The sequence below is a fragment of the Streptomyces sp. NPDC002513 genome (genome assembly GCF_053595355.1).
The window spans coordinates 30,214-53,999 of the sequence record NZ_JBSFXK010000011.1 but is presented as its reverse complement, the minus strand read 5'-3'; the positions used below and the strand labels follow the sequence as shown (position 1 = coordinate 53,999).

19 protein-coding genes and 2 pseudogenes are annotated in these 23,786 nt (G+C 70.3%); 7 read left to right on the top strand and 14 right to left on the bottom strand.

All coding sequences use genetic code 11. The features are described 5' to 3' along the window. Positions 1 to 3: 3 nt before the first annotated feature. Positions 4 to 93, bottom strand: coding sequence for a K(+)-transporting ATPase subunit F (gene kdpF, locus ACWD5Q_RS10530; protein WP_451426633.1), 90 nt, complete (start codon positions 91 to 93; stop codon positions 4 to 6). Further along, entirely contained in the window at positions 90 to 278 is a 189-nt protein-coding gene (locus tag ACWD5Q_RS10525; RefSeq protein WP_451426632.1) for a hypothetical protein, read from the bottom strand. Before ACWD5Q_RS10525 ends, kdpF begins: the two co-directional genes overlap by 4 nt. A 49-nt stretch (positions 279 to 327) precedes the next feature. Between ACWD5Q_RS10525 and ACWD5Q_RS10520 the strand changes: the two genes are divergently transcribed. Continuing rightward, positions 328 to 462 (top strand): hypothetical protein, encoded by a 135-nt coding sequence (locus tag ACWD5Q_RS10520; RefSeq protein ID WP_451426631.1) that lies wholly within the window; start codon positions 328 to 330, stop codon positions 460 to 462. A 221-nt stretch (positions 463 to 683) separates the two neighbouring features. Here the strand turns inward: ACWD5Q_RS10520 and ACWD5Q_RS10515 are convergent. Continuing rightward, positions 684 to 3,180, bottom strand: a pseudogene (locus ACWD5Q_RS10515) (ATP-binding protein). Between the two features lie 232 nt (positions 3,181 to 3,412). On the opposite strand from ACWD5Q_RS10515, the gene ACWD5Q_RS10510 reads away from it, so the two are divergent. Both ACWD5Q_RS10510 and ACWD5Q_RS10505 read left to right on the top strand, forming a co-directional pair. Beyond that, positions 3,413 to 4,990, top strand: a complete 1,578-nt coding sequence (locus tag ACWD5Q_RS10510) for a Na+/H+ antiporter (protein WP_451426630.1) — start codon at positions 3,413 to 3,415, stop codon at positions 4,988 to 4,990. A gap of 170 nt (positions 4,991 to 5,160) precedes the next feature. Then, complete coding sequence (locus ACWD5Q_RS10505; RefSeq protein WP_451426629.1) at positions 5,161 to 6,117, top strand: DUF2332 domain-containing protein; 957 nt, start codon at positions 5,161 to 5,163, stop codon at positions 6,115 to 6,117. On the opposite strand, the gene ACWD5Q_RS10500 is transcribed toward ACWD5Q_RS10505, so the two are convergent. The 4 genes from ACWD5Q_RS10500 to ACWD5Q_RS10485 all read right to left on the bottom strand — a co-directional run bounded on the left by ACWD5Q_RS10500 (position 6,114) and on the right by ACWD5Q_RS10485 (position 9,595). Further along, positions 6,114 to 6,656 carry a GNAT family N-acetyltransferase gene (locus tag ACWD5Q_RS10500; protein ID WP_451426628.1) on the bottom strand — a complete coding sequence of 181 codons (543 nt, stop codon included), beginning with the start codon at positions 6,654 to 6,656 and terminating at the stop codon, positions 6,114 to 6,116. The two genes, ACWD5Q_RS10505 and ACWD5Q_RS10500, sit on opposite strands and share 4 nt — an antisense overlap. Before the next feature lie 9 nt (positions 6,657 to 6,665). Continuing rightward, complete coding sequence (locus ACWD5Q_RS10495; protein WP_451426627.1) at positions 6,666 to 8,033, bottom strand: MFS transporter; 1,368 nt, start codon at positions 8,031 to 8,033, stop codon at positions 6,666 to 6,668. Beyond that, complete coding sequence (locus ACWD5Q_RS10490) at positions 8,030 to 8,695, bottom strand: ArsR/SmtB family transcription factor (RefSeq protein ID WP_451426626.1); 666 nt, start codon at positions 8,693 to 8,695, stop codon at positions 8,030 to 8,032. Before ACWD5Q_RS10490 ends, ACWD5Q_RS10495 begins: the two co-directional genes overlap by 4 nt. Before the next feature lie 216 nt (positions 8,696 to 8,911). After that, on the bottom strand, positions 8,912 to 9,595 hold the full coding sequence (locus tag ACWD5Q_RS10485) for an SDR family NAD(P)-dependent oxidoreductase (protein WP_451426625.1): 684 nt from the start codon (positions 9,593 to 9,595) through the stop codon (positions 8,912 to 8,914). On the opposite strand from ACWD5Q_RS10485, the gene ACWD5Q_RS10480 reads away from it, so the two are divergent. After that, complete coding sequence (locus ACWD5Q_RS10480) at positions 9,536 to 9,703, top strand: hypothetical protein (RefSeq protein ID WP_451426729.1); 168 nt, start codon at positions 9,536 to 9,538, stop codon at positions 9,701 to 9,703. The two genes, ACWD5Q_RS10485 and ACWD5Q_RS10480, sit on opposite strands and share 60 nt — an antisense overlap. 275 nt (positions 9,704 to 9,978) lie before the next feature. Here ACWD5Q_RS10480 and ACWD5Q_RS10475 read toward each other — a convergent pair whose 3' ends face one another. From ACWD5Q_RS10475 to ACWD5Q_RS10460, 4 genes are all read right to left on the bottom strand, one after another. Next, positions 9,979 to 10,665, bottom strand: coding sequence for a DUF4232 domain-containing protein (locus ACWD5Q_RS10475; RefSeq protein ID WP_451426624.1), 687 nt, complete (start codon positions 10,663 to 10,665; stop codon positions 9,979 to 9,981). 54 nt (positions 10,666 to 10,719) lie between these two features. Beyond that, positions 10,720 to 11,691, bottom strand: coding sequence for a hypothetical protein (locus ACWD5Q_RS10470; protein ID WP_451426623.1), 972 nt, complete (start codon positions 11,689 to 11,691; stop codon positions 10,720 to 10,722). A 608-nt stretch (positions 11,692 to 12,299) separates the two neighbouring features. After that, on the bottom strand, positions 12,300 to 13,142 hold the full coding sequence (locus ACWD5Q_RS10465) for a fumarylacetoacetate hydrolase family protein (protein ID WP_451426622.1): 843 nt from the start codon (positions 13,140 to 13,142) through the stop codon (positions 12,300 to 12,302). 137 nt (positions 13,143 to 13,279) lie between these two features. Next, a complete protein-coding gene (locus ACWD5Q_RS10460) occupies positions 13,280 to 16,210 on the bottom strand; it encodes an FAD-binding and (Fe-S)-binding domain-containing protein (RefSeq protein ID WP_451426621.1) in 2,931 nt (976 codons plus the stop codon). A gap of 717 nt (positions 16,211 to 16,927) precedes the next feature. Between ACWD5Q_RS10460 and ACWD5Q_RS10455 the strand changes: the two genes are divergently transcribed. Beyond that, entirely contained in the window at positions 16,928 to 17,803 is an 876-nt protein-coding gene (locus ACWD5Q_RS10455) for an alpha/beta fold hydrolase (RefSeq protein ID WP_451426620.1), read from the top strand. Positions 17,804 to 17,871: 68 nt separating this feature from the next. Here ACWD5Q_RS10455 and sigJ read toward each other — a convergent pair whose 3' ends face one another. After that, positions 17,872 to 18,777, bottom strand: a complete 906-nt coding sequence (sigJ, locus tag ACWD5Q_RS10450) for an RNA polymerase sigma factor SigJ (protein WP_451426619.1) — start codon at positions 18,775 to 18,777, stop codon at positions 17,872 to 17,874. Then, positions 18,774 to 19,979: an NAD(P)/FAD-dependent oxidoreductase gene (locus tag ACWD5Q_RS10445; RefSeq protein WP_451426618.1), complete on the bottom strand. Its 1,206-nt coding sequence runs from the start codon at positions 19,977 to 19,979 to the stop codon at positions 18,774 to 18,776. Before ACWD5Q_RS10445 ends, sigJ begins: the two co-directional genes overlap by 4 nt. A 318-nt stretch (positions 19,980 to 20,297) precedes the next feature. Between ACWD5Q_RS10445 and ACWD5Q_RS10440 the strand changes: the two genes are divergently transcribed. Then, positions 20,298 to 21,611, top strand: coding sequence for an acyltransferase family protein (locus ACWD5Q_RS10440; RefSeq protein ID WP_451426617.1), 1,314 nt, complete (start codon positions 20,298 to 20,300; stop codon positions 21,609 to 21,611). 49 nt (positions 21,612 to 21,660) lie between these two features. After that, positions 21,661 to 21,807: pseudogene (locus ACWD5Q_RS10435) on the top strand (transposase); the annotation flags it as partial. A gap of 182 nt (positions 21,808 to 21,989) precedes the next feature. Here the strand turns inward: ACWD5Q_RS10435 and ACWD5Q_RS10430 are convergent. Next, entirely contained in the window at positions 21,990 to 23,771 is a 1,782-nt protein-coding gene (locus ACWD5Q_RS10430; protein WP_451426616.1) for a helix-turn-helix domain-containing protein, read from the bottom strand. Positions 23,772 to 23,786: the final 15 nt, after the last annotated feature.

Sequence of the window (23,786 nt, the reverse complement as noted above, 5' to 3'; positions counted from 1 at the left end):
TTCTCAGAACCTCTCCGGGTAGATCAGGGCGAGGACGAGATAACCCAGCAGGGCGACGGCCACGACCAGGCCGACGACGTTCTCGACGGTCACAGCTTCGTCACCCCCTTGGCGACAAGAGCCACCAGCGCGAAACCCGCGAGCACGGTGACGACGAAGGCCACATCGGCCATCGCAAACTCCTGGAGTGAGGTTCGGTTGAAACGGAACGATTCGAGGAAACAGCTCGCTGGCCGGATCCGGTCATCCGTTGATGTCTCCCTTACGGCGGCCCCCACGCCTTTGACGGGACTCTTACGGCCCTGCCCAACCGGTGAGCAGGCCGCCGTGACCGTCAGTGACCTGGCTCACAACCGGTGGAAGCGCAGCGGCACCGGCCTCGCGCACACGACCGGCGAAGGCGCAGCGGCGACGGCCGTGTTCAAGGCGTCCCGCTTCCCGAGGGAGCGGCCGTCGTCGTAGGCGCGCGGTTCGCACTCGTGCTCGGGCCATCCGTACGAGGAAGGCGTGCGGGTGCGACAGGCGCGTCCGGAGCGCAACGGAACGGGACGAGCGCGGGGGCCACCAGGAACGGGGCGGCCAGGCCGGCCGTGAGAGCGAAGCGGTCCCTGTGCGGCCGGGTCAGGGGCGTGGCGGGGTGCCTCCCGTACGGTGCTGGTTCCCGCAGCCGGGCACAGTGCTCGTCACACGCGTTCTACGCGCTGCTCGGCCGGTTCGGTACCGCCGGTCGGTGTCGCGAACGGCAGCGACACCACCATCGTGAGGCCGCCACCAGGGGTGTCCTCCGGGGTGAGGGTGCCGTTCATCGCCTCGGTCAGCCCCCGCGCGAGGGCGAGGCCGAGGCCGAGGCCGGTGGTGTTGTCGGTGTCGCCCAGCCGCTGGAACGGCTCGAAGAGCCGCTCCCGGCCGTCGGCGGGCAGACCTGGTCCCCGGTCCACGACCCGCAGTTCCACCCTGCCCGCCAGGGCGCTCACGGTGACCAGCACCTTCTTCCCGGGCGGTGTGTGGCGAGCGGCGTTGCCGACCAGGTTGGCGATCACCCGCTCCAGCAGCGGCGGGTCGGTCAGAACCGCCGGAATGTCCTCCACGTCCGCCACCTCGACCTCCGGCACGTCCGCCAGGGCCGCGGGCAGCACCTCCTCCAGGGAGGTCGCTCGCAGATTCAGGGGGAGGACGCCGGCCTCCAGGCGGCTGAGGTCGAGGAGGTTCTCCACCAGGCGGCTGAGCTTGGCCATGGACTCGTCGGCGGTGGCGAGGAGTTCGTCGCGGTCCTGTTCGGAGAAGGCGACGTCGCGGCTGCGCAGGGAGGCGACGGCGGCCCAGCCGGCGGCGAGCGGGGTGCGCAGGTCGTGGCCGACGGCCCGCAGCAGGGCCGTGCGCAGCCGGTCGGCGGCCTTCACGGGCTCGACCTCGGCCGCCGCCTCGGCCAGCCGGGCCCGCTCCACCGCGGAGCCGACGTGTGCGGCGAACGCGGCCAGCACCCGCCGCTCGGAGGCGGACAGGGTGCGGCCGCGCAGCGCGAGGTAGGCACCGGGGCCTGCGGGAACGGCCGTCGCCCCGGCCGTGTCGGGCGGCTCTTCCACCAGCTCCGCCGACTCCATGCCGAAGGTCTCGCGCGTCCGCTCCAGCAGGGCCGGGATGGTGGCTTCTCCGCGCACGATGCTGCCGGCCAGGGACGACATGGTCTCCGCCTCGGCCGTCGCCCGGGCCGAACGGCGCGACAGCCGCAGGGACCGGTCGACGACCGCGGCCACGGTGGCCGCCACGACCGCGAACACCCCCCAGGCCCACCAGCGCGTTCGGATCGCCCAGAGTGAACTGTCCGGCGGGCAGGATGAACCAGTAGTTGAGGAGCAGGGACGCCGTCACCGAGGCGATCACCGCCGAGACGACGCCGCCTATGCAGGCCACGCCCACCACGGCGAGCAGGAACAGCAGGGCCTCGCTGGTCAGGTTCAGCGTCCCGCCCAGTCGGGCGAGGGCAGCGGTGAGGAGCACAGGCAGCACCAGGCCGGCCACCGGGCCGGCGATCAGCCGGGCGGTCGACAGCGTGCGCCGTCTGGACGGCAGGAGCGTGCCGCGTCCGGCCCGCTCATGGGTGACCCGATGGATGTCGATGTCTCCGGACAGCTCGGTGACCGTCTCCCCGGTGCCGGGCCCGGTGAGGAAACGGGCCAGCCGGCTGCGGCGGCTGGTGCCCAGCACGAGCTGGGTGCCGTTCTCGGCGCGGGCGAACTCCACCAGGGCCGTGGCGACGTCGTCGCCGACGATCGAGTGGTAGCTGCCGCCGAGATCCTCCACGAGTCTGCGCTGGCGGGCCAGCGAGGCGTGCGAGACTCCGGCCGCGAGCCCGTCGCTGCGCGCCACGTGCACGGCGAGCAGGTCCCCGCCGGCCGACCGGTCCGCGATCCGCGCGGCCCGCCGCACCAGGGTGTCGCCCTCCGGACCGCCCGTCAGGGCGACGACCACCCGCTCGCGGGTCTCCCACACCCGGCCGATGCCGTGCTGCGACCGGTACTCCTGGAGCGCCTCGTCGACCCGGTCGGCCACCCACAGCAGCGCCAGCTGACGCAGGGCGGTGAGATTGCCGGGCCGGAAGTAGTTGGCGAGTGCCGCGTCGATCTTCTCGGGGGCGTAGACGTTGCCGTGCGCCATACGGCGGCGCAGCGCCTCGGGCGGCATGTCCACCAGTTCGATCTGCCAGGCCCGTCGTACGACCTCGTCCGGCACGGTCTCGTGCTGGGGCACCCCGGTGATCTTCTCGACCACGTCGTTGAGGGACTCCAGATGCTGGATGTTCACCGCGGTGATCACGTCGACGCCCGCCGCGAGGAGTTCCTCGATGTCCTGCCAGCGCTTGGGATTGCGGCCGTCGCCGGGGACGTTGCTGTGGGCGAACTCGTCCACGATCGCGAGCTGCGGGCGCCGGGCGAGCAGCGCGGCCAGGTCCATCTCCTGGAACCGCCCGCCCCGGTAGGAGCAGGGCGCCCGGGAGACGGTCTCCAGGCCGTCGAGCATCGCCTCCGTGTGCGGGCGTCCGTGACACTCCGCGAAACCGACCACCACGTCCGCACCGCGGGCGGCCCGGCGCCGCCCCTCGTCGAGCATCCGGTAGGTCTTGCCGACTCCCGGGGCCGCCCCGAGGTAGACCTTCAGTCGTCCGGGCCGTACGTCACTCATCGCCGCCGACGCGTTCCGCTCACTGATCCAACTCCCCTTCGCGGTAGGGTCCCTTCTCTCAAGGAAGCCGTTTCGCAGGGCGGTCGGTGCGGTTTTTAGCGGTTCCTTGGCGCCGGTCCCGGGGAACTTGACACTGTTTTGATGTGACCTGACCCGATAGTGTGAGGGCCGGTGTGCCGGGAAGTCTGGTCGGCCGGGGCCGGGGTGGCTTCCGCAATCCCAGGGGGACGGCATGCGCAGCGTCGGTACGGTTCTCGCCCTCGTGGTCCTCGCCACGGTGGTCGCCACCTTCGCGCGCCGATGGCGCATCCCCGCCCCCTCCCTCCTCGTGGTCGCCGGTCTCGCCGTGGCCCTGCTCCCCGGCACTCCCGAGATCCGGATCAGCCCCGAGATCATCGGCCTCGTCGTACTGCCGCCGCTGCTGTACGCGAGCGCCGAGGACATGCCCTGGCGGGAGCTGCGCGCGGTGTGGAAACCGGTCGGGATCCTCGCCATCGGCCTGGTCCTCGCCTCCGCCGCGGCCGTGGGAGCGGTGGCGGCGCTCGTGACTCCCCTGTCCTGGCAGATGGCGTTCGTACTGGGCGCGGTGCTCGCCAGCACCGACCCGGTGGCGGTCACCGCACTCGGCCGCAGGCTGGCCCTCCCGCCCAGGGTGCAGGTCCTGGTCCAGGCGGAGAGCCTCTTCAACGACGCGACCTCGCTGGTGCTGGTCCGGGTGGCGGCGGGCATCGCCGTGGCCTCGGCCGCCGCGAACTGGGGCGCGGCGGGCGGGGAGTTCCTGGTGCTCGCGGGCGGCGGCACGGTCATCGGGGCGGCGGTGGCGGGGGTGATCACGCTGATCCGGCGCCGTACGCAGGACCCGGTGCTGGAGACGGTCATCGCGCTGGTCACCCCGTATGCCGCCTATCTGCTGGCCGAGGCGGCGCACACCTCCGGCGTCACCTCGTGCGTGGTGACCGGTGTGGTCCTCGGCGGACACGGCGACCGGCTCACCAACGCCCGCATACGGCTCCAGTTGCACGCGGTCTACGGCACGGTCGTGTTCCTTCTGGAGAGCGTGGTGTTCAGCCTCATAGGGCTGGCCCTGCCCTCCCAGGTGCGGGCGCTGGCGGACGGTGACCGGTCCTGGCCGCTGTACGCGCTCGCCGTCGCCGCCACGCTTGTCGCCGTACGCCTGCTGTGGCTGGCGCCCTTGTCGGCGGTGGTGCAGCGCAAGGGCGGGATCAGCCGGCTCAACTGGCGCGTTCCGGTCGTGCTGACCTGGGCGGGCACCCGCGGAGTGATGCCGCTGGCCGCCGCCCTGTCCGTCCCGGAGGTCGCCGGGAACGGCACGCCGCTCGCCGACCGGCCGCTGGTGCTGGTCCTGACCACAGCGGTCGTGGTCGTCACCCTCGTCGTCCAGGGCTTCACCCTCGCCCCGGTCGTCCGCGCCTCCGGCATCGCCCTGGAGCCCGCCCACACCGCGCGCGAGGAGGCCCAGGCCCGCTCCCGCCTGGCCCAGGCCGGCCTTGCCCGCCTGGAGGAGCTCGCGGAGCTGGAGGTCGCAGCGGATGTCGTCCTCGACCGGCTCCGCCGCAGCCTGATCGCCCGTCTGGAGGACGCCCGCGACCGCCTCACGGAGAACGAGGGCGCCGACGGTGTGGCCACCGAGTCCGCCGACCTGGTCTACCGCCAACTGCGCCGCGACCTGATAGCGGTGGAGACGGCGGAACTGCAACACCTCTACGACGCACACCGCATCAGCGACACCACCCGCCGACGGCTCCAGCGCGCTCTGGACCTGGAGGAGGCCCGGCTGACGGACGCCTGACGGAACTCGGCCGGCCGGGGCCGTAGCCCGAGCGAGGTCAGCAGGGCAGCAGCCGCCGGCAACGCGCCCGCCCACCGCAAGCAGCCCACCGCAGAGGTCGTCCTTGGCTGCGCAGGGCTCGGGTTCGCGTGGTTCCTTTGCCACCAAGATCAACGTGAGGGAAGGGATGAATGATGGACACTGCAGAGCTGTACAGGAGCTTCGCGGCGAGGGAAGCTCACGGGTACTCCGCTGTCTACGAGGAGTTGGCCGGCCAGGTCGCAGACGACGGGGAGCTGATCACCCTGATTGATCAACTGTCCGAGCCGAAGCGGCAGCCGAACCTGCTCTTGGCCGCCGTGCGATTCCTTGACGGGCCGACGAAGGACCATCGGGCATTCCGCACCTGGGTCATCACCCACTGGGACCGGGTGCGTGCGACCATGCTGCAACGCCGTACGCAGACGAACGAATCCGGCCGCTGCGCCACACTGCTCCCGCTCCTGGCGTCTCTGCCCCAGCCACTTGCCCTGATCGAGGTCGGCGCCTCGGCCGGCCTGTGCCTGTACCCGGACCGCTATCGGTACCGGTACGACGACCGTCCCCCCTTCGGCCCGGCCGACAGCCCGGTCTCCCTGACCTGCCGCACGGCCGGTCCCGTGCCGCTTCCTGAACGGCTGCCTGCCGTTGTGTGGCGCGCCGGCATCGACCTCAACCCACTCGATGTCCGCGATGCCGACGACGTGCACTGGTTGGAGTGCCTGGTCTGGCCGGAGCAGAGCGATCGGCTGGCTCGGTTGCGAAACGCCGTACGTGTCGCGCGAGCCGAGCCCCCGCACCTTGTCCGCGGTGACCTCAACCAGGCGGTTCAGGAGCTGGTCTCCCAGGTTCCGCAGGGGGCCACGCCGGTGGTCTTCCACAGCGCGGTCCTGGCCTATCTGCCGAGCGAGGCCCGGGATGCCTTCACCGAGACCATGCGAAGCATGCCCGGACACTGGATCTCGAATGAGGCGCCACACGTCCTGTCGTCCGTGGAGGCGCAGCTTCCGCGCTCTGCGCCGCCACTCCAGGCGGTGTTCGCCCTGGCCCTGGATGAACGGCCGGTGGCTTTCACCGGTCCGCACGGCCAGTGGCTGGACTGGTTCTAGGTTCCTACATCTTCCCACTTCGCAGTGTTCTGCCGTGGACCGCCGGGAGGGACAGAGCCGATGAGGTCGCGCTGATACCAGGTGCCTGGCTTACCCCCGAGGTCGGCCGGGCCGATCGGGACGAACCCGGCTTTGGTCAGCACCCTCTGGGAGGCGACGTTGCCGTGTGCGGCGGCCGCCCTGAGGGTGCGCAGTCCGTACCGCGCCGACGCCAGCCGGCACAGCTCCCGGACGGTTGCCGTCGCCACGCCGCGGCCGGCGACGTGCTGCGCGACCCGGTAGCCGAGTACCGCGGTGCGGTCCTCGATGTCGACCAGGTTGAACCTGCCGAGTACCGAGCCGTCCTCGGCGACGAGCACGTGGAAGGCGCAGATGCCTGACTCCTGCTCACCCAGCAAGGCATTGTGCCGGTCGGCGAACTGGTCGAAGAAGTCGTCTCCGCGGTCGGAGATCGAGGCCGCGAAGTAGGCGCGGTTCGCCAACTCGAAGGCGAGGACCGCCGGGCCATGGTCGGCATGCAGCCGCTGCAGTTCGGGCACCGCCCGACTCTACTCGGCCGGCGTGCTGAGAACACCTGAGTTTCCGCCGGTCCGAACTGGCCCCGGCGCGGCGATTTCCCCTGGCTGCCCCTTCAGGACGCCCCTCCCACCCGGACGGTCCATCTCGCGCCATTCCGGCCGCAGCCCGGTCAGGGTCGTGGTGAGGAAGTACGCGGCCCCGCAGGCGAGCAGCACCGGCACGAGTGCGGCGGAGGCCACCGCCGCCCCAGCGATCAGTCCGCCGAGAGGGATACCAGCCCAGGCCAGCGAGTCACCGAGCGCGCGGACCCGGCCCAGCATCCGGCGCGGCACCCGTTCGAAGAAGACGGCCCCCAACACCGGGTTGAGGAAGCCCGCACCGAATCCGCTGACAGCGAAGACGGCCAGCACCGCCCCCAACGGAGCGTCGGAGGCGAGGATGAGGAATCTCGGTGCCCCGGCCAACAGGAACCCGATGAAGAACACTGCCCTGCGCCGCAGCCGGTGCGCGGCCACCGCAGCGATCAGGCTCCCCGCGACCGCCGCGGCTCCCAACACGCTGCCCATCAGACCGATCGCAGTCGGTCCGTTGCCGGACTCTTTGGCCCACACGGGCATGAGCACCGTGGTGAAGGCCGCGTCCAGCAGGTTGGTGATCCCCACCATGACGATGACGGTGAGCAGCAACGGCTCACCACGGAGGAAGGTGAAGCCCTCGCCGAACCGTCGCCAGTAGCCCGGTCCCGTCTGCCCCACCTGCGATGAGGCTTCCTCGGCCGCATGCCCTATACCGCGAGGCAGCGCCAGGCCGATGATCACCGATCCGAGAGCAAAGCAGCCCGCGTTCACGGCAAGCCCCGCCAAGGGGCCGAGCAGCGCCACCAGGGAGCCGCCGACCGCCGGGCCGACGGTGGAAGCGAGCCGCTCGGTCACGCCGGACAGACCGGTGGCCCGCTCCAGCGGAACCCCTCCCCGCTCAGCCGCTTCCGGGACCATGACCTCCTTGGCCAGATCACCGGGGCCGCGGACCGCACCGATCACCGCGACCAAGGCCAGCAGGAGGGGAAAAGACAGCAGGTGCAAGGCATGGAGCAGGGGAACTGCCGCGGCGGCGGTTGCGCTGGCCAGGTCCGTGGTCCAGGAAACGGCCCGCGGCCCGATCCGGTCCACCAGTGGCCCGGTGAAGGCCTTGACCGCCACGTAAGGAGTCATCTCGAAGAAGGCGACCAGTCCGGTCTGGGTGGCGCTGCCCGTCGTGACGAGCACGAACCAGGGCAGTGCCACGGCCGACACCCGAGTACCGGTCAATGACACGGCCATGGCCGCCAGCACCGCGCCCAGCGGCCGTGAGGACCGCTTGCGGGATATGCAGTCAGCCCCCGAAACACCCTCCCTCATGACCTCTCCGCTCCTGACGCATTCTCAGGACCGGCTTGGACTGTCGCCGCTGCGGGCGCGTCCAGCTCGGGCAGGAGGTAGGTGATGACGGCGACCCGTTCGGCTCCCTCGGGGGCCCTCGCCGCCGCCTCCGGCGCATCCCGCCGGTAGCGGGCGATGACGTCCCGCAACTCCCCGTGCAGAGCGGCGGTCTCCTCGGGCGTGAGCCGAAGGGCCCAGTCGCTCATGTCGAAGGAGTCCCGCCACGCGCGCGGCATCGTCTGCAGCTCATTCAGCGTCTGCTGAGTGCGCAGGGTGTAGATGGCGGCGACGGATTGCAGGTAGGCCAGTGCGGCTTCGGGCTCTCGCTCGGCCAGGTCTGGGTCGTTGAACCAGGTCGTCCGGTGTACCGAACGCCACCAGCGCTCGCGCGCGTTGCCGCGTTCCGTGTCCTCTTCGACGAAACCGGCCGCGCCGAGCTGGCGCAGGTGGTAGCTGGCCGTCCCGGAATTCACACCCAGTCGCTCCGCGAGGCGGGTAGCCGTCGACGGGCCGTACTTCCGCAACAAGCCGACCAACTGCACGCGCACTGGATGCGCCAGGGCACGCAGCCCCTTGGCATCCAGGACAACCGAGTCTTCTTCAACGTTCGGGCCATCCGGCCGCTTCACCGCGTCGGTCACACCGCACAGGCTAGACCGCAAAGAGTTCTTCGCAAAGGGTTCTTCGCGAAGATTTCTTTGTGGTTTTGGTCGCTTGAGGTACCGCCTGCCGCTCACGGCACGCGCCGGGGCGACCAGCGCCCCGAGCACCCACTGGTCCACTCGGCGGGCGACGAGGTGTCGTACGACCACCGGGGCCCTGTTCGCCCGGTGGCGCGACGGCGGGTGCCGTGGCCGTCAGGCCTTGAGCGCACGTCCCGCGATGGCCAGGACGACGCGGCGCGGCGCGAACCTGGACGACAGGACCGACAGGCGATTGCCCAGCCCCACGACCACACTCGGTGGAGTGCTGCCGCGCTCCAGGGCGCGGCGGGCCGCCGTCACCACCTCGACAGGCGTGGCGACGCGCCCCACCATCGCGTCGCGGCTGCCGACCCCGTCGAAGAACTCGGTGCTGACCGGCCCGGGTGACACCGCGAGGACGCGCAGTGAGGACCTGCGGGTCTCGTAGGCGAGGGCCTCCATCAGGTTCAGTACGAACGCCTTGGTGGCACCGTAGACCGCCATGGCCGGGGTGGGCTGGTAGGCGGCGACGCTCGCCACCGTCACCAGGACGCCCCGGCCATCGGCCACCAGCTCCGGCAGGAAGGCCCGGGACAACTCGGCGACCGCCCCGATGTTGAGCTGGATCATGCGGGAGATCCGCTCCGGTTCCTGCTCCAGGAACGCCCCGTGGCTCCCGAAACCGGCATTGTTGATCAGTGTCTGCACGGTGATGCCACGCGCGTCGAGTTCCGCCCGCAGAGCCGCCGCGGCTCCCGGCCGGGCAAGGTCCGCCGCGATGGGTGTGGCGGTGACCCCATGACTCTTCTCCAGCTCGGCCCCGTCCGACTGGCCCAGGTCGCGTTCTCCACCGTGCACGGTCTGGCCGCCCTCGCCGTCGGCGGGCTGCTCGACGACACACCTTTGGACGAGGCCACCGATCTCGCGCTGCAGGTACTGCTGGCCGGCCTGCGGGCCACACCGTAGACGCCGAAACGACGGGGTCCGGTCTACGCATGCGCAGACCGGACCCCGCGGCTACGGACCGTCAAGGCGTGATGTCGAGGAGACTGACGGCCGGCTGTCCCTGCGCCGCGCCCCCTTCAGCCGCGCGGCCGTCGCCGACTCGACGCTCGACGAGGCCTGCCGCAGAGGCTGTTACGGGCTCTGACGGCCAGCTCACCAGCGCAGCGGAAGCCGACCCGCGAGCCCGCGCGCCGGCCCGGCCCGCCGCAGCAAGCGCCAGGGCGGTCCGGGCCGGGTCAGCCGCCGTCGCCAGGCCTGAAAGGGGTCAGTTGGGGAACCGACGCCTTCCCCGTGTTGGAGACCTTCCCACCGGTCCAGGCGACTTTGAGCGACGCCGTCTCGTCGGGCGGGGTGACGAGCACAGCCGTCGGCGTCACCGTGGTGACCCCGGTGACCGCCGGATTGGTGAAGGACAGTCCCGACCACGCACGTGCACCCGGGGCGAGTGTCACGGCCTGCTCCTCCTGCCCGGTCACCCGCTCGGGGTCCGGGGTCACCGCCTGGCCGGCGCCGTTGACGAACGCCACCCCCGGGAATCCGTGGACCGTGCAGGTGCGCTGGGAGCCATTGGTCAGGATGACGGAGAAGTTCTCCTGGCCGGCTCCCGGGTGGTTCGGACCGATGGAAGCCCGCAACTCGTCGGTGTGACACCGGGTGTCCGTCGCCGGTGAGGCGGTGGACGAACCCGCCGCCCCGCCACGCGTTGACGGTGACGAACCGTCAGCGCCCGTGCCGGCGTTGCCGCCGCCGGTGGCACCGGACCCGGAACCCGTGGTGGCACCGGACCCGGAACCCGTGCCCGAGGACGCGCTGACGGAGTCGTCCGGGGCCGGGCTGCCGTCCGAGTTCGCGCAACCGGTCAGGACGAACACCAGTACGGCGCAGCACGCGAGTGCGGTGGGAACAGCTCTACGATGCACCATTTCCGCTCTCTTGGTGTGCTGGAGCCCGAACGGGCCCGACCCCTATGGCCGTTCCTACTTGCCGGGGGTGATCCGGGCGGCGAGCAGGTTGGGGTCCTGGTTGGTGAAGTAGGCACCGCTGGCGACGTAGGCGGTGGAGCCGTGCACGGCGAGGGAGGTCGGGTTCTCCAGCCCGTCCTTGGCGGTCAGCACGATGGTGTGGCTGCCGTTCGGCCTGACGAGAGCGACCTCGTTGTTCGCGTTGATCGCGGCCAGCAGCGTGTCACCGGCGCCGGTGAAGGCGATGTCGTCGATGTTGACGAGGCCGGTCGCCCGGGTCTCCACTCGACCGGCGTCGCCGTCGCAGGTGATGGGTATGCGCAGCACGGTCCCCTTGTCCAGGTTGGACACCCAGGCCGCACCGTTGTGGATCTTGATGCCGTTGGCTCCCAGGAACCCGGCGGCCGCCAGCTCGGGCGCGGAGGCCCACCGGGTGGGCGTGCCACCGGTGACGGGTACGCGCCAGACCGTGCCGAGGACGGAGTCGGCGATGTACAGCTGTCCGCCCTTGCCGTCGAGGGCCAGGCCGTTGGGGAGGCTCTCGGCCGGCAGCGCAGCGATGCGCTCCGGGGTGCCGCCCGGGCGCAGGCGCCACAGTCCGGTCAGGTCGCTGGTGCCGGTGGCGTACAGGAAGTACAGCGTCCCGTCGTGCGTGCGGACGATACCGCCGAGGAACGGCGAGGACAGGGCCGGGGTGTGGGCACCGGCCGGGGGCGCCGGCAGGGTCGCGAGGACGTGCACCGCGCCGTCGCGGTCGATCCGGGCGATCTGACGGCTGTAGGCGAAGGTGACGTCCGCGCCGCCGCCCGGCTCCAGAGTGACGTTCTCCGGCCGCTGCCCCTCGGCCATGTTCAGATGCGACACGATGTGCACGTGCGACACCGGGGCAGTGGCCGCGATCGCCTGGCCTGCGGTCGCCACGGAGAGGGCCGCTGCCACCGCCGCGGTCAGGAGGCCGGTCCGCGCCCCCGTCATGGTCTTACGCATGACTGTCCTTTCTGTCTCTGCTGGTTCGTGCTCGAGGGAACATGCGATTCATTCGCCGTTTCAGGCCGACCGGCGGCAAAAGGAAGAAGGCATGGCTGCGCCACCGTGCGGCAGCAACATCAGAACTCGGCCGGGGAATGCCGCGCACGGCGTCAGGACCGTACGCTTATTCCGCACCGGACGGCACGGATGCATAATACCGATCCGAGAGAGATGGAATTCTCGCTCACCGTTGCCGAATTGCCGTGGACGATGAACGCGCCATTAAGTGCATTTACATGGAGATTGCGATGCCGGACGGAAAAGACACAGAACGCCGCATCACATCAGCATGCCACTTTCGTTCCCTTGCGTGATATCCGCCCCTCGGGCCGTTGCCCGAATGCATCGGCCTGGATTCCTCGTCAGTCACTATAGACAGAGACGGCGCGCCCGGACATGTTCGGTGCACTGTGGGAACAGATAAGTGCATTCAGCGCCCGCCGCACCCCGGACGGCTCCGGGCGGCCCGCCCGGAACGCCACCGCCCCGCCCGAAACGGCACGGTGCCGACCGGACGGGGCGGTGGGGACGGGGCAGCCGGCGCCGGCTGTCTCGTCCCGTGCGGATCAGCCGACGAACCGTTGACGCAGCTCGCCGATGCCCTCGATGGTGCTGACGAGTTCGTCGCCCGGCGCCAGCCACCGCTGCGGCGAACGGCCGAGGCCGACACCGGCCGGTGTGCCGGTGAAGATGACGTCTCCCGGCAGCAGCGGGAGCACCCCGGACAGCTTGGCGATGAGGGACGGGACGGAGAAGATGAGCTGCCGGGTGCGGCCGTGCTGCATCTCCTCACCGTTGATGGAGCAGGTCAGCTCCAGGTCGTCGGGGTCGTCGAAGTCGTCCGGAGTCACCAGCCAGGGGCCCATCGGCGCGAAGCCCGGATAGGACTTGCCGAGGCTGAACTGGGGGGCGGGACCGGACATCTGGATGATGCGCTCGGAGATGTCCTGGCCGACCGTCAGGCCCGCGATGTGGCTCCAGGCATCGGCCTCGGACACCTTCTCCGCCCTGCGGCCGACGACCACCACCAGCTCCACCTCCCAGTCGGTGTGGCCGCCCTGAGGCAGCGCCACCTCGGTCACAGGGCCGGTGATGCTGGTCGCGAACTTGGTGAACACCGGGGGCATGCCCTCGGGCGTGGTGAATCCCGCCTCCGAGACATGCTCACGGTAGTTCAGGCCGATGGCGAGCAGTTGGCGGGGCGCCGGTGCCGGTGCCCCGAGGTCCACCGCGTCGAACGAGGTCCCGCCGCTGAGATCGGCCTCACCGGCCCAGGCGCGGAACTCGTCCCAGCGCTCGTAGACCGCCTGCGGGTCCGAGGAGAAGAGACCGCCGCTGGCGGTCTGGACGTCGACCGCCCGGTCGGCGGTGACGACCACCAGACGACCGGCGAGATTGGCAATGCGCAAGGTGTGCTCCTGGTGAGAGTTTCTTTGGGGGCGGACCGCCCGTCGGTGTCCTGCGGGAACGCCCGCAGGCGACCGGGCGTGACGGAGTGACGCGGCCCGCGTGCGCCGAGGCGGCACGGCGCGCGCCGCGTCGGCGCTCATACGGTGGGACGGGTCGCGCGTTCGAGGGCCAGCAGCACGGACTCGTACGGGCGGCCGGTGGCGTGCTCCATGCCGATCTCGCATGTGCGGTTGGCCGACAGATAGGCGTCGAACGCGCCCGACGTGACCTCCGCCGCCTCGTGCGTCGTCGCCGACTCGGTCAGCTCCTTGTGCAGCATTCCCCGGTCGCCGGCGAAGCCGCAGCACTCCGCGTAGACGGGCACCTGGACGTCGTGCGCGACGAACTGCGCGACGGCCTGGAGCTGCTCGACATCGCCCAGGTGCCGCATCGAGCAGGTGGGGTGGATCACCGCACTGTCGATCCGGTGGGTTGCCTCCAGGTGCGGCAGCAGGTCGTCGGCGGCCCAGGCGATCGAGTCCACGATGGTGAGGGCCTGGTGCTTCCGTTCGTTCTCGGGTGTCAGATAGGGGACGACCTCCTGCTCGATGCCGAGGGTGCAGGACGACGCGTCGACGATGAGGGGCAGGCGTCCGCCGTCGGTCCATTCCCAGGCCCGTTCGACGATGCGGTTCGCCATGACGGCGTTGCCGGTGTCGTAGCCCTTGGAATGCCAGATGGTCGCGCAGCAGGACCCGGCCATGTCCGTCGGGATCCAGACCGGCCGGCCGGCCCGGCGGGACACCTCGACGATCGCCTCGGGCAGCGACGGCCCGTCGGCGCCGTCCGGTCCCGCGAAGATCCGGTTGACGCAGGCCACGTAGTAGACGGCGACGGCTGTCTGCCGGTCCGTGCCGGGCAGCCGCCGGCTCGCCGCGGACGGGATGGCGGAGACCCATTCGGGCACCAACTCGGGCGAAACCGCCTTGCGGGCCGCCGAGGTGACACCCTTCAGGATCCGGTCGCTGACATGGTCCGCGACACCGAGGGCGGTCCGCACCGAGGACTCGACGACGGCGAACCGCTCCGCCACGCGTGCCGCGTTCCGCTCCTCCCGCTCGGAGTGCCGCTGATGGCGGAACCTCTTCATCATGGCGCCGGTGTCGATGCCGACCGGGCAGGCAATCTTGCAGCTCGAGTCGCCGGCACAGGTGTCGACCGCGTCGTAGCCGTACTCCTCCAGCAGGCTGTCGAGGACGGGCGAATCCGCAGGCTGACGCAGCATCTCACGCCTGAGCACGATCCGCTGACGTGGCGTGGTCGTCAGGTCACGGCTCGGGCAGACGGGCTCGCAGAAACCGCACTCGATGCAGGAGTCGGCGATCGCCTCGATGGTGGGAATGGTCTTGAGGCCGTGCAGATGGGCGCGGGGATCGCGGTTGAGCACCACCCCGGGGGCGAGCACCCCCTCGGGGTCGAGGAGCTTCTTGACCTGCCACATCAGCTCGGTCGCGCGGGCGCCCCACTCGATGTCGAGGAACGGTGTCATGTTGCGGCCCGTGGCGTGCTCCGCCTTGAGCGAGCCGTCGAAACGGTCCACCACCACGGAGCAGAAGTCGTCCATGAAGGCCGCGTAGCGCTGGACCTCCTCCGGCCTGGCGGCGTCGAAGGCGAGCAGGAAGTGCAGATTGCCGTGCGCGGCGTGACCCGCGACCGCGGCGTCGAAGCCATGCCGGAGCTGCAGTTCGGCCAGCGCCTCACACGCCTCCGCCAGCCGGGAGGGCGGTACCGCGAAATCCTCGGTGATCAGCGTCGACCCGGCCGGTCGTGCCTTGCCCACCGCCGTCATGAACGCCTCGCGGGCGTGCCAGTACGTTCGGATCGTGGCCGGGTCCTCGATGAAGCGATTGATGACGGACGGCACCGGGGCCACCAGCGTCAGCTGCGCCTGGACCTCCGCGGCGGCCTGCCGATGGGCCTGGCGCGTCGCTTCGTCCGGGGCCCGGAACTCCACGAGCAGCGCGGCGGTCTCCTGGGGCAGGTCGGCCCAGTCCTCGGGAACGCCGTGGACGCTCGCACAGGCGCGGAGGGTGTTGCCGTCCATCAACTCGACGGCGCGGGCCCCCGCCTCGTTGAACAGCGGGACCGCCGCGGCGGCCGCCCTGAGGTCGGGGAAGAACAGCAGCGCCGTGTGGGTGAGGCGGTCCAGGGAGACGGTCTTGAACACCGTCTCGGCGATGAAGCCCAGGGTGCCCTGGGAGGCGACCATCAGCCCTCGCAGGATCTCCACGGGGGTGGAACCGTCCAGGAAGGCGTCGAGGCGGTAGCCGTTGGTGTTCTTCAGCTCGTACTTCGCGCGGATCCGGGCGACGAGCGCGCTGTCGCCCTCGATCTCCTCCTTCAGCGCCAGCAGCCCCGCGCACAGTTCGGGCTCTGCCTTCAGGAGCAGCTCGTCGGCGTCCTCGGCGGCGGTGTCCACGACGGTGCCCGACGGGAGGACGAGCGTGAGGGAGGAGAGCAGCCGATAGGAGTTGCGGGTGACTCCGGCGGTCATGCCCGAGGCGTTGTTGGCGACCACTCCGCCGACCGTGCACGCGCTGGAACTGGCCGGATCGGGGCCCATCAGCCGGCCGTGCCGGGCCAGGGTGACATTGACGCGTCCCACGGTCGTGCCGGGTCCGATCCTTGCCTCGCTCCCGCCGTTGAGCACCTCGACGCCGGTCCAGTGGCGGCGCACGTCGACCAGGATGTCCTTGCCCTGGGCCTGTCCGTTGAGCGAGGTCCCGGCCGCCCGGAAGACGATCTCCCGCCGGTGCTCGTGGGCGTACCGCAGTACCGCGGCCACGTCCTCGACGTCTTCGGCGACCACGACGGCCTGGGGCACGAAGCGGTATGGGCTGGCGTCCGAGGCGTACTTCACCAGGTCGGTAACGGTGTGGAGGACCTTACGGGGCCCCAGCAGACGGACCAGGTCCTCGCGCAGCTCCTCAGGCGAACCGGACGCCCGCTCGTCCGTCACCCGGTCACCGGCCGGCCCCTTGGTCGTCAGCGGGCGCAGCTTCCCCGGTTCGGGCTCGAGTACTGCCATGTAACTCTCCGTTCCATTGCATAATTCTCGGCCGACGGCCCGCTCACGTCCATCCGTTCCACGCCGATTCGGTTCGACGGACCGGACCCGGGTCGGCCGAAGAGCCATATCGAGTCCGGGCCGACGGGCCTTGGCGACACATCGGACCACCGAGCACGGCCGGCCGGATGAAGCGAGAGAGCCTCGGGGGATCCGATTTTCCGGTTTCCGTGGCCCACTGTTTGTCCCTGGTTCCTGTTGGTGTCCGGACGGACGGATCCTGTCACTCATGGACAGGAAGCCCTGCCGGACAACTGGATATTACTTGCCGAAGGGCGTTTGGTGGTATGTACAGTCTGGAAGGGAAGGAAGGTAGTGTGGCGTCCGCACGGACGATTGATGCGGACAGGCGGCGAACTCTGTCCGGGAACGTGGATATCCCGGAAATAGTCAGGCGTACCTGCGCGACGCGTAAAGCGGGCGTTCGGGACGCCCCCAGGACAAGGAGTGGCGTGATGCCGTCCAGCCCCAGCGGGCGACCGCCTCCTCGGTGATCACCCCAGGTGATGCCTTCCCCGGGCGTGAGCGGGTCTCGCTCCCGTGTCACCACCACGCGCACAGTGTGTCCGCTCCGCCGGGGCGGACACTCGGCCACCGGAACCCGCCGGGTTCGGGCACGGCCACCGGGCGCCGGCACCAGCGCCCGTCCACTCCCATCGACTCCACGAGTGAGTACTCATGGCAGAACTGACAGGCATCACGCACCACACTGCCGAACTCAACGGCATCAAGCAGCACTGGGTCAGCGCCGGGCAGGGCCCGCCGGTGTACCTGCTGCACGGCTTCCCGGAGACCTGGTACGGCTGGCGGAAGCAGATACCGGTCCTGGCCGAGCGGTTCACCGTGATCGCACCGGACCTGCGCGGCTACGGCGACACGGAGAAGCCCGCCTCCGGTTACGACAAGCGGACCATGGCCAACGACGTCATCGCTCTGATGGACCATCTCGGCCATGAGCGCATCGCCCTGGTCGGCCACGACCGCGGCGCACGCGTCGGCACGCGGTTCGCCAAGGACCACCGTGACCGGATCGACCGGTTCGTCGCCATGGACAACATCCCGACCCGGGTCATCGCCGAGACCTACGATGTGACCCTCGCCCGGCAGGGGTACTGGTTCTTCACCTTCCTCGGCGTGCCCGACCTTCCCGAGGCGCTGATCGCCGGCCGTGAGGAGATCTGGCTCACCCACTTCTACCGCAGTTGGTCGTACAACCCCGACATGCTGACTCCGGAGGAGATCGCGGTCTATGTGCGCGCCTACCAGCAGCCGGGGGCGGTGCGGGGGTCCTGCATGGACTACCGTGCGTCCGCCCAGGACGTCGCCCAGGACCGCGAGGACGTCGACCAGCTCATCGACTGTCCGGTGCTGACCATCTGGGGAGAGGACTTCAGCGCCGTCGGACAGGCCTACGACGTCCTCGACGTCTGGAAGGGGCTGGGGCGGAACGTCCGCGGCGTGCCCATTCCCCAGTGCGGACACCTCTGCCAGGAGGAACGCCCCGACGTCGTCAACGCGGAACTCCTCGACTTCCTCGCGGACTGGACCGGCTGACCCCCACCGGTCCGTCCGGGGACACACGGCGGCGCGGGCGGGCATCCGTCTCCGCGCCGCCCGTGCGCTCACCGCCTCCGCTCCCCCGCGATGTCGTGGACGGTGCCCTCGGCCACGGCCTGGAGCTTGTCCGGGTTGGCCACACTGTGGATCGCGGTGATACGGCCGTCGGCGTCGAAGTCGAAGGTGACCGTGGCGATCACACGGTCCGGTCCGCTGAACACGAGGCCCGGCCCCCCGTTGATCTCGGTGAGTTCGGCCTTCATGTCGGCGGGCGCGACACCTTGGTAGGTGACGGTGCCGATGGCGGCGAACCAGGCCGCCACCGTGGAGGCGCCCACCACCGGGCGCAGCGCCTGGCGGACCTTCCCGCCGCCGTCGGTCCACAGGGTGACGTCCGGGGACAACAGCTCCATCAGGGCGTTGACGTCTCCCCCGGTCGCGGCGGCGAAGAATCGCTCGGTCACCTCGCGTCGAGGCCGCCGGGCCTGCACATGACCACGGGCCCGGTGTGCGGCCTGCCGCACCGCGGCTTCGGAACGTTCCACCACCTCCGCGATCTCGGCATGGCTGAAGTCGAAGACCTCCTTCAGCACGAACACGGCGCGCTCGAGCGGGCTCAGCGTTTCCAGCACCACCAGCATCGCCATCGACACCGACTCCGACCGGGCGGCGGAGTCGGCGGCGTCCCCGCCGGTGAGGATGGGCTCCGGAAGCCACTTGCCCACACAGGTCTCGCGCTGGTGCCGGGTGGAACGCAGCTGTTCCAGCGCCAGGTTGGACACGATCCGCGTCAGATAGGCCTTGGGCTCGGCCACTTGCGAGCGGCCGGCGGCGGACCACTTGATCCAGGCGTCCTGGACCGCGTCCTCGGCGTCCGCAGCGGTGCCGAGGAGGCGATAGGCGACCGAGAACAGCAGGTTGCGATGACGGGTGAACACCTGCTGGTCGAGGCTGGGGGACGGGTGGGTCACCGCGCCTCCCGGATCCTGGTGAAACGTCCGCCGCGGGGCCAGAACGCGCCCGAGGAGGGCATCTTCTTCATTCGGCCCCAGGTGGGCCAAGGGGAAGCAGTCACCGTCTCCTTGTAGCGCACGGCGACACGACCGGTCAGGCGGATTTTCCGCGGGGTGCCGTCGGGCCGGGTGAACTGCACGACCGCGTCGTGCCGGCCAAGGCTCACCGGCGTGTGGTAGTAGCCGAAGCGGAACGGCTTGGGCCGCCTGCCCTTCAGCGCGCGGACGATCGACAGCGCGGCGTGCACTCCGCTGGGCATCCCGCCCTGACAGGTGCCGTGCATGACACCGTAGCGCTGGCGGATCGCGGCCGCGTCACCCACGGCATACACCTCGGGGTGCGACACCGACCACAGCGTCGTGTCAGTGACGATACGGCCGCGCTCGTCGACGGTCAGGCCGGCGGCGGCCGCGAGCGGCGACACCCGCGTACCGCTCGTCCAGAGGACCACATCGGCGGCCACGTTCTCGCCGCTCGCCAACTCGACCCCACCGGGCAGGACCTTGACCGCCTCGACGCCGACGCGCAGTCGCACCCCCAGGCGCTCCAGCGCGGACCGCAGATACGCGCCGGCCTTCGGGTTCATGGCCGTGCCGGGGTCGTGCCGGCCCAGCAGCACGACGTTCAGCTCGGGGTGCTGCTCGGCGATCTCGGCAGCCGCCTCGACGCCGGTCAGTCCGCTGCCCCCGACCACGACCGTGCCGCTGCCGAGCCGCGCCAGTCGGTCGGCCAGGGCCTCCGCGTCCTGGGCCGTGTCCAGGGTGTACGCATGCTCCTCGGCGCCTGGCAGCGCCGCCGTGTCGGCCACACTGCCGAGCGCGTACACGAGTGTGTCGTAGGGCAGGATGCGGTCGTCGTCGATGCGTACGGTCCTCGCGTCCGCGTCGACCGCCGTCACCCAGCCGCGCACGAACCGCGCCCCGGTACCTTCGAGCAGCTCCGGGATGCTCAGCTCGGCGAGTCGTTGCCCCGTCGCCGCCATGTGCAGCCGGATCCGTTCGGTGAAGCGCTCCTGCGCGTTCACCACGGTCACCCGCACGTCCTCGTGTCCTGCGACCCGGGCCGCGAGCTGGATGGCCGTGGACATGCCCGCGTATCCCGCGCCCAGGATCACCACGCGGTGCGCGGTCGCCCTGCCGGCCGTGTGCTGTGTGCTCATGCGTCTGCCTTCCTCCAACCACCGCTGACGACCAGCAGATGGAGGCAGCCCGCCCGTCTGTGACATGAAGGCGATGTGATGCACGACACAATCGGGACGGTAGGATCGCCGAAGACAGCCGGAAGGACGCCGCGACGAGGCCGAAGGGGTCCTTCGAAGCGGCCGAAGCGGTGGTGGCGCAAGCCCCGCTGACCCGGGACCGCCCGTGGGGCGTCGTGCGGAACGGGGGTGACGTGCGCTACGACACCCGAATGAAACGGCCTGAACCGGCAACGCTCCCTTTCATGTCCCCTACCCAAACCCCCGGCAGGTGAGCCGATGACGACGGCGACCAGGGCGACCCGGACGCCGCCCGCCACCGCGCCCGCCACCAGGACTCCCCCACGCACTCCGGTTCCCCCGCTTCCGTCCCTCACCGGGCTGCGGTGGATCGCCGCGCTCCTGGTCTTCGGACTGCACGTGCGCAACTTCGGCTACTTCGGCGGCACCGGCAGCCGCGTCATGACGTGGGGATTCGGGTCCGGCGCCACCGGAGTGTCATTCTTCTTCATCCTGTCGGGCTTCGTCCTGACGTGGTCCGCGCGGCCGGGCGACCGCGCGCTCGCCTTCTGGCGGCGACGCCTCGCCCGCGTCTATCCGGTCCATCTCGTCACCATGGCCATCGCGCTGCTCATGGCCTGCACCCTGGACCACGCGGCGAGACCGACACCGTCGCAGGGACTGGCGAACGCCCTGCTGGTGCACTCCTGGTGGCGACCCTGGTGGCAGACACTGGACCCGGTCAGCTGGTCGCTGGCCTGCGAAGCCTTCTTCTACGCCGCCTTCCCGCTGCTGGCGCTGCTCCTACGCCGTCTCGGCGCCCGGGGGTCGGCGGCGCTGGCCGGGGCATCGGTGCTGACCGTGGTGGTCCTGAGCCGGGCGGACGCCCACCACTGGCTGGGCCAGCCGGTCAATTCCCTCCCCGCCGCCCGCCTGCCCGAGTTCGTCCTCGGCGCCGCCGTCGCACGCCTGGTGATCCTCGACCGGTGGCGCGGACCGGGCCTGGAAGCCTCACTCGCCCTGGCGATCATCGGCTACTTCTTCGTCCCGCAGGTCACCGCCGGGTACCCGGCCACCCCCTGCACCCTCGTCGGCTTCGCTCTGCTCATCCCTGCCGCGGCCGTCGCGGATATGCGGGGCCTGCCCTCGCTCTGGCGGCACCGGCGGCTGGTGCGCCTGGGGGAACTCTCGTTCGCCTTCTATATGGTCCACCTCTTGGTGCTGCGGGCCGGCACCAGCCTGCTCGGCAACTCTCCGCGCTTCGGGCTGCCCACGGCCCTCGCTGTCACCGCCGTGGCGTTCGCCCTGTCCCTCGGACTGTCCTGGGTCCTGTACGAGGGGGTGGAACGTCCCGCGCGACGGGTCCTGCTCCGCAGGCGCCGCTCCGCCCGGAAGGCCACCCTGCCGAAGCCCGCGTCCCGCGCCCTGGACGCTCCGGCGGAGGCACCGCCACACCCGGCCGCGGCCGTCGGCGCCGGACGCGGACGCGTCACGGCCCCTGCCCGCGACGGCGCCGACCACCATCCGCCGGTGCCGAGTCCCGGCGGCCGGCACGACCCCAGCGACGGCCGGCGGGACCGCGAGAGAGAGTAAGAGCTCCGAGCAGAATGGGCGCCCGGCTCGCGACTCCCATTCTGCTCGGAGCTCGCTGTATGTGCGCGGGCTGATGCTGGATGGCAAGCGAAAGTCGATGCAGCCGATGGCCGAGCGCCGGGGCGTGGACCACCAGCAGCTGCAGCAGCTCATCTCCTCCTCCACCTGGGAGTACGTCGAGGTGCGGCGTCGGGTGGGGCTCGTGCGAAGGCACGGAGCCTCCGACTTGCCGCCCTGGCCCAGGGTGACGGCGCAAGCCGTGCAGCGATCTACATGGTCGTCGCGAGTGCGACTCCGGGCTTGACGACGGTAGTCACGAACGCCGAATGCCAGACCGTATGGTCGCGGCGCCGAGCGTGGCGGAGGGCCCGGAATTGTTCACCGGTTCCCTGCTTCGAGGTAGCGGTTCCACTGAACGACCGTCAACATCCGGCCGAGGTCGTTGAAGGATCCGAAGTCGACATGGCACAGGTCACATATGCGTCGCAGTCGTTGGTGGACCGTGTTGCGGTGGATCGTGAGCGCCGCCGCCACGTCGTCGACACAGCCGTCAGCATGGAGGAAGGCCTCGAGCGTAGGGAGTAGTTCAGTCCCGTTCTTCTGGTCGTACGCCTTGAGCGGTCCCAATTGGTGTTCTACGAGCGCATGCAGTTGGGAGGTCGGCACGTGCATCGCCAGGTCCGCGCCGGGTCCCAGATCCCCGTACCGGGCAACTGCACCCGGCGATGCGGCGGAAGCCGCGATGCGCGCCTCTTTCAGGTGGCTCGGCAGGTTGTCCAGCCCGGAGAAGCGCCTGCTGACGCCGATGGCGTTCAACCCCATGGCGTCAGCAGAATCCGGGGCCTGGCGAGACTTGGTCCGAGGGGCACCTTCCAGGAGCATCACGACCTCCCGGCCGGCCGGTGCGCGAGCGATGACGTCGTGCCAGTCGGGCAGGCTCAGACTTTGAGCGGCGAAGCGCGTCGCCGCCCAGTCTGTGTCGAACTTTGCAAGGGCAACCTCGATCGGCGAGTTCATGCCGATCCCCAAGACGTCCGCTGCCGCGACAATCTGAGGCCCGACAAGGACACCGCTGCTAAGAGCCAGAAGTGCGAACGGGCGGGCAAGACGTGCAGCGCTGGTGTACTCGGCACGACGCTGCAGGACCGTGGTCAGCAGGTCGGCGGCGAACGCCAGCAGCCGGTGGCTGAAAGAGTCGTCCGGCGGTGGTGGGCAGCAGACGATCATTCCGAGGTGGCCCTGCACGCTGCGGACGGGCTGATATCCGGCAGTCGCTGCTGAACCACGCGCATGGTGAGTCGCGGCCCGGCCGGGCGTCGTCGCAAGATGCTGGACCTGATCGGGTGGGCCTTCCAACGCAATGAGATCTCCAGCCTCATTGGTGATCCCGACGGCGGTGTGCAGCCGTTCCGACAGAGTCTGCGCTGCGGCAGCGAGCGCGGCGCTCACCGGACGCGCGCAGGCGGCAGCCAGCTCCGTCTGCGCGCTCAGCAGGCGTTCCTCTTCCTGGACGAGCAGTATCGAGTTGTCGCGAGCGACGGTGAGGTCGGCTTCCTTGTGATGCCTCGCCTGGATTCGTCGTGCCGACTCGACGGCGAGCGCGGCGAGGCGGCCCACTACTCGGAGGGTGAGCATCTGTGCGTCACTGGGCACGAACTCTTTGCTCCAGTAGCAGTTGAGCACGCCAAGGACGACGCCTTGACGGATGAGGGGCAGGGACAGCATGGCCTTGACCCCCATGATGCGCGTCCGCTCCTGCCACGGTTCGTTGCCCGCCTCATTGTCCAGGGATGGGACCACCTGGGCCTGCCCCGTCAGAAACGCCTCGATGCTCGGCGGGCGATGTCCTCGTAGCGGCCCCGTGACCTCGGACGACCGCAGGTCCAGCACCTCATCAGCGGGGAAGGAGTCCGCGTCGCTCGTACCGACCACGGTGAGCCGGGTCTCCTGCTCGTCCGGCAAGCGCACGCAGGCGTATTTGCAGTCCATCACTGCGAGCACGGTCCGGCTGAGCCTGGATGTCGCCTCGGACAGCGACTGGAAGCCGTCGACGTCGTTGGCGATCTCCGCCAGCAGAAGCAGCCGTTCCAGCTCGGATACCTCAGCGTGGTTGGTTCCCGCCGTAGGTCTCAGGACGCCTCTGGCTGTGGCTGCGGCCATGTCTTCCGCCTCCTT